Source organism: Streptomyces pathocidini (assembly GCF_001418495.1).
Taxonomy (GTDB): Bacteria; Actinomycetota; Actinomycetes; order Streptomycetales; family Streptomycetaceae; genus Streptomyces; species Streptomyces pathocidini.
The window spans coordinates 1-4,468 of sequence record NZ_LIQY01000192.1 but is presented as its reverse complement, the minus strand read 5'-3'; the positions used below and the strand labels follow the sequence as shown (position 1 = coordinate 4,468).

The window sequence follows — 4,468 nt, the reverse complement described above, 5'->3', positions numbered from 1 at the left end:
GGTGGGGGCAGGGGCCGCGCCAGGCGTCAGGCCTTCGGGCGTACCGGAATGCTCGTGAAGGTCGGGGTCGTGGGGGACGGGTCCTGGAAGAAGTCGTTGCCCTTGTCGTCGACGACGACAAACGCCGGGAAGTCCTCGACCTCGATCTTCCAGACCGCCTCCATGCCCAGCTCCGCGTACTCCAGGACCTCCACCTTCTTGATGCAGTCCTGCGCCAGCCGCGCGGCCGGCCCGCCGATGGAGCCGAGGTAGAAGCCCCCGTGCGTGCCGCACGCGTCCGTGACCTGCTTCGAGCGGTTGCCCTTGGCCAGCATCACGTACGACCCGCCCGCCGCCTGGAACTGCTCGACGTAGGCGTCCATCCGGCCGGCGGTGGTCGGCCCGAAGGACCCGGACGCGTAGCCCTCCGGGGTCTTGGCCGGGCCGGCGTAGTAAACGGCGTGATCCCGGAGGTACTGGGGCATCTCCTCGCCCGCGTCCAGCCGCTCCTTGATCTTCGCATGTGCGATGTCGCGGGCGACGACGAGCGGTCCGGTGAGCGAAAGCCGGGTCTTGACCGGGTACTTGGTGAGCTCCGCGCGGATCTCGTCCATGGGCCGGTTCAGATCGATCCGCACCGCGCCGGCGTCGCCCGCGGCGGAGCCGCTGTCGAGCAGAGCCTCGTCCGTCGTCTCCGGCAGGAACCGCGCCGGGTCCGTCTCCAGCTGCTCCAGGAAGACGCCCTCGGCGGTGATCTTCGCGACGGCCTGCCGGTCGGCCGAGCAGGAGACGGCGATGGCGACCGGGCAGGACGCGCCGTGCCGCGGCAGGCGCACCACGCGCACGTCGTGGCAGAAGTACTTGCCGCCGAACTGCGCGCCGATGCCGATCTTCTGCGTCAGTTCGAAGACCTTCTCCTCCAGCTCCTTGTCGCGGAAGCCGTGCCCGGTGGGGGAGCCCTCGGCCGGCAGCTCGTCGAGGTAGTGCGCGGAGGCGTACTTCGCGGTCTTCAGCGCGTACTCGGCGCTTGTGCCGCCCACCACGATCGCCAGGTGGTACGGCGGGCAGGCGGCCGTGCCCAGCGAACGGATCTTCTCCTCCAGGAACCTCATCATGGAGGCCTCGTTCAGCACCGCCTTCGTCTCCTGGTAGAGGAAGGACTTGTTGGCCGAGCCGCCGCCCTTGGCCATGAAGAGGAACTTGTACGCGCCGCCGTCCGTCGCGTACAGCTCGATCTGCGCGGGCAGGTTCGAGCCGGTGTTCTTCTCCTCCCACATGGTCAGCGGGGCCATCTGCGAGTAGCGCAGGTTCAGCTTCGTGTACGCGTCGTAGATGCCGCGGCTGAGGGCCTCCTCGTCGCCGCCCCCGGTGAGTACGTGCTGCCCGCGCTTGCCCATGACGATCGCGGTGCCGGTGTCCTGGCACATCGGCAGCACGCCCGCGGCCGCGATGTTCGCGTTCTTCAGCAGATCGAGCGCCACGAAGCGGTCGTTGGGGGAGGCCTCGGGGTCGTCCAGGATGCGGCGCAGCTGGGCGAGGTGGGCGGGGCGCAGGTAGTGCGAGATGTCATGCATCGCCTCGGCGGCGAGCCGGCGCAGCGCCTCCGGCTCGACCTTGAGGAACGTGCGCCCGTCGGCCTCGAAGGTGCTCACGCCCTCCGCGGTCACCAGGCGGTACGGCGTGGTGTCCTCGCCCTGGGGCAGCAGATCGGTGTACGCGAACTCGGGCATGGCGGCCAGTCCTCACTAGGTTCGGGGAAGCGGAAACAGCGTAGAACGGCCTGGGCCCGATCGGGGTGTGAGGTAAGGCTTACCCGGCGGCCTGGCCACTTCCGTGAGAACCCTGGAAACTCCGGGAACCCTCAGGCCCCGGGAACTCCCGCGTCCGGGAACCCCAGGGAACCCGGGAACCCGACGTGCTGTAAGGGGCGGGCTCCTTGGAGCCCGCCCCTTACGCCATGCCCCGGGAGCCCCGGGAACTCAGAAACCCCGGGAACCCCCGGGGAACGACCCCCACCCCCTAGTCGCGATGTATCGCGTTTCGCTATGCTGCCCGGGTGGATGAGCCTCGACAGCAGCCCGTATCCCTGACCAAGCCCCCGGTCGCCGCGCCCGCCGTCGCCGCGCCCGCGCCCGCCGTCGCCGCGGCCGAGATCCGCGCGTCCGACGCGGACCGCGATCGGTTCGCGGACATCCTGCGTGAGGCGCTCGCCGAGGGCCGGCTGACCGCGGACGAGCACGCCGAGCGGATCGACCGGGTCTACCGCGCCAAGACGGTGGGCGAGTTGGAGCCGCTGGTCCGTGACCTGCCCGCCGTCTCCGGCGCCCACCCCCGGCCTGCGTACGCCGCCACCCTCTCCGGTGCCCCCGACGCGGACGAGAACCTGGTCGCGATCTTCAGCGCCTCGACCCGCAGGGGCCGCTGGCGGATCGCCCGGCGCACCCACGCGTTCGCCTTCTTCGGCAGCGTCGAGATCGACCTCACCGAGGCGCTGTTCGAGCACCCGGAGGTCCACGTCCGCGCGACTTCGATCTTCGGCAGCGTGGAGATCCGGCTGCCGGAGAACATCACGCTCCGCGGCTCGGGCACGGGCATCTTCGGCTCGGTCGAGGTGGAAACCCAGGAGTCCGCCGATCCCCGTGCGCCCGTGGTGGTCGTCAGCGGCCACGCGGTCTTCGGCAGCATCGAGGCCCGCCCCAAGCGCGGCCACTTCCTGGAGGATCTGCACGCGCGCATCAACGAGCGCGTCAACCGTCACATGCGCAAGCATCTCGGCGGTTAGCAAACCGCGACGGTGTGCATAGGCGTGCGCACAGCGGGTAGGGAGAGCGCATCGTCCTCGTACGGCATGGGGGTTGCCAGCGGCCGTACGCGCGGGACGCGCAAAGGTGCCTCTTTTCGCGAACGCCGTCGTCAGGAGTAGACCGTGCTGCAACCGCCGCATCAGCCCCTGCAGGCCGCCGTACCCCCGCAGCGCATGCGAGATCGGGACGAGGCCGGCCCGTGGCACTCGGAGGCGGTGTGCCGCCGCGACGAGGCCGGGCTGTTCTTCGCCCCCTCGAAGGAGCCGACGGCCGCCCGGCTGTCGCGCGAGGAGGCGGCGAAGCGGGTCTGCGCCCGGTGCCCGGTGATGGTCGAGTGCCGCGAGCACGCCCTGCTCCAGCCCGAGCCGTACGGCGTGTGGGGCGGGCTGACCGCGGCCGAGCGCCGGGTCGTGCTGGCCCGCAGGCGGCGCCGCGAGGTCGAACTGCAGAAGGCCGCCCGCTCGGCGGCGGTCTCGCGCATCGCGGCGGCGGGCTGACCGAACGGACCCGCGGGGCGCCCCTGTTGGGGCGCCCCGCGGGTTTTCCGGCCTATGCGGGTCGTGGCACGCCTAGCGCGCCCGGTCGAAGTCGATGGCGCTGTAGGCGCGCAGCTTCGACAGCCGGTGGGTGGAGTCGATCTGCCGGATGGTGCCGGACTTGGAGCGCATCACCAGCGAGTCGGTGGTGGCGGTCTCCGCGCGGTACCGCACACCGCGCAGCAGTTCGCCGTCCGTGATGCCGGTGGCGACGAAGAACACGTTCTCGCCGCTGACCAGGTCGTCGGTGTGCAGTACGCGGTCCAGATCGTGCCCCGCGTCCAGCGCGCGCCGCTTCTCCTCGTCGTCCTTGGGCCACAGCCGACCCTGGATCGTGCCGCCCAGGCACTTGATCGCGCAGGCCGCGATGATGCCCTCCGGCGTGCCGCCGATGCCCATCAGCAGGTCGACGCCGGTGTTCTCCCGCACAGCCATGATCGCGCCCGCGACGTCGCCGTCCGAGATGAACTTGATCCGGGCGCCGGTCTCGCGGATCTCCTTGACCAGCTCCTTGTGGCGCGGCCGGTCCAGCACGACGACCGTGACGTCCTCGGGCGCGCCGTGCTTGGCCTTGGCGACCCGGCGGATGTTGACCGACGGGGGAGCGGTGATGTCCACGTAGTCGGCGGCTTCGGGGCCGGTCGCCAGCTTGTCCATGTAGAAGACGGCGGACGGGTCGAACATCGTGCCCCGGTCGGCGACCGCCAGCACGGACACGGCGTTGGACATGCCCTTGGCGGTGAGCGTCGTCCCGTCGACGGGGTCCACGGCGACGTCGCACTCCGCACCGGTCCCGTCGCCGACCCGCTCACCGTTGAAGAGCATGGGCGCCTCGTCCTTCTCGCCCTCGCCGATGACGACGACGCCGTTCATCGAGACGGTGGAGACGAGGGTCCGCATGGCCTTGACGGCCGCGCCGTCCGCGCCGATCTTGTCCCCGCGGCCCACCCAGCGGCCCGCGGCCATCGCGGCGGCCTCGGTGACCCGTACGAGCTCCAGGGCCAGGTTGCGGTCGGGCGCCTCCGGGCTCACTTCGAGCTGGGACGGCAGATGATGCTCGGTCATCGGTGCGCACCTTTCTGTACGACGACGGCCGGAAAAAGAGGGTTGCCTGCGACTTTAGCCGGTGATTGCCATGGTGAGCAGGGG

At 70.8% G+C, this 4,468-nt stretch carries 4 protein-coding genes; 2 read left to right on the top strand and 2 right to left on the bottom strand.

Annotated features, from left to right (window positions below):
- Positions 1-26: 26 nt before the first annotated feature.
- The gene (locus AOK16_RS11200) at positions 27-1,709 is read right to left on the bottom strand and encodes a fumarate hydratase (RefSeq protein ID WP_055472105.1); all 1,683 of its coding nucleotides are present in this window, start codon (positions 1,707-1,709) and stop codon (positions 27-29) included.
- 326 nt (positions 1,710-2,035) lie between these two features.
- Between AOK16_RS11200 and AOK16_RS11195 the strand changes: the two genes are divergently transcribed.
- Together AOK16_RS11195 and AOK16_RS11190 are read left to right on the top strand one after the other, a co-directional pair.
- Entirely contained in the window at positions 2,036-2,761 is a 726-nt protein-coding gene (locus AOK16_RS11195) for a DUF1707 SHOCT-like domain-containing protein (protein ID WP_398718138.1), read from the top strand.
- A 144-nt stretch (positions 2,762-2,905) separates the two neighbouring features.
- Positions 2,906-3,280, top strand: a complete 375-nt coding sequence (locus AOK16_RS11190) for a WhiB family transcriptional regulator (protein ID WP_055472104.1) — start codon at positions 2,906-2,908, stop codon at positions 3,278-3,280.
- Between the two features lie 72 nt (positions 3,281-3,352).
- Here the strand turns inward: AOK16_RS11190 and glpX are convergent, their stop codons facing one another.
- Complete coding sequence (gene glpX / locus AOK16_RS11185; protein ID WP_055472103.1) at positions 3,353-4,384, bottom strand: class II fructose-bisphosphatase; 1,032 nt, start codon at positions 4,382-4,384, stop codon at positions 3,353-3,355.
- Between the last annotated feature and the right edge of the window lie 84 nt (positions 4,385-4,468).

What these genes read in the sequence shown, in the direction of transcription:
- AOK16_RS11200 (WP_055472105.1), bottom strand. Translation starts at nt 1,709, where the DNA reads ATGCCCGAGTTCGCGTACACCGATCTGCTGCCCCAGGGCGAGGACACC.
- glpX (WP_055472103.1), bottom strand. Translation starts at nt 4,384, where the DNA reads ATGACCGAGCATCATCTGCCGTCCCAGCTCGAAGTGAGCCCGGAGGCG.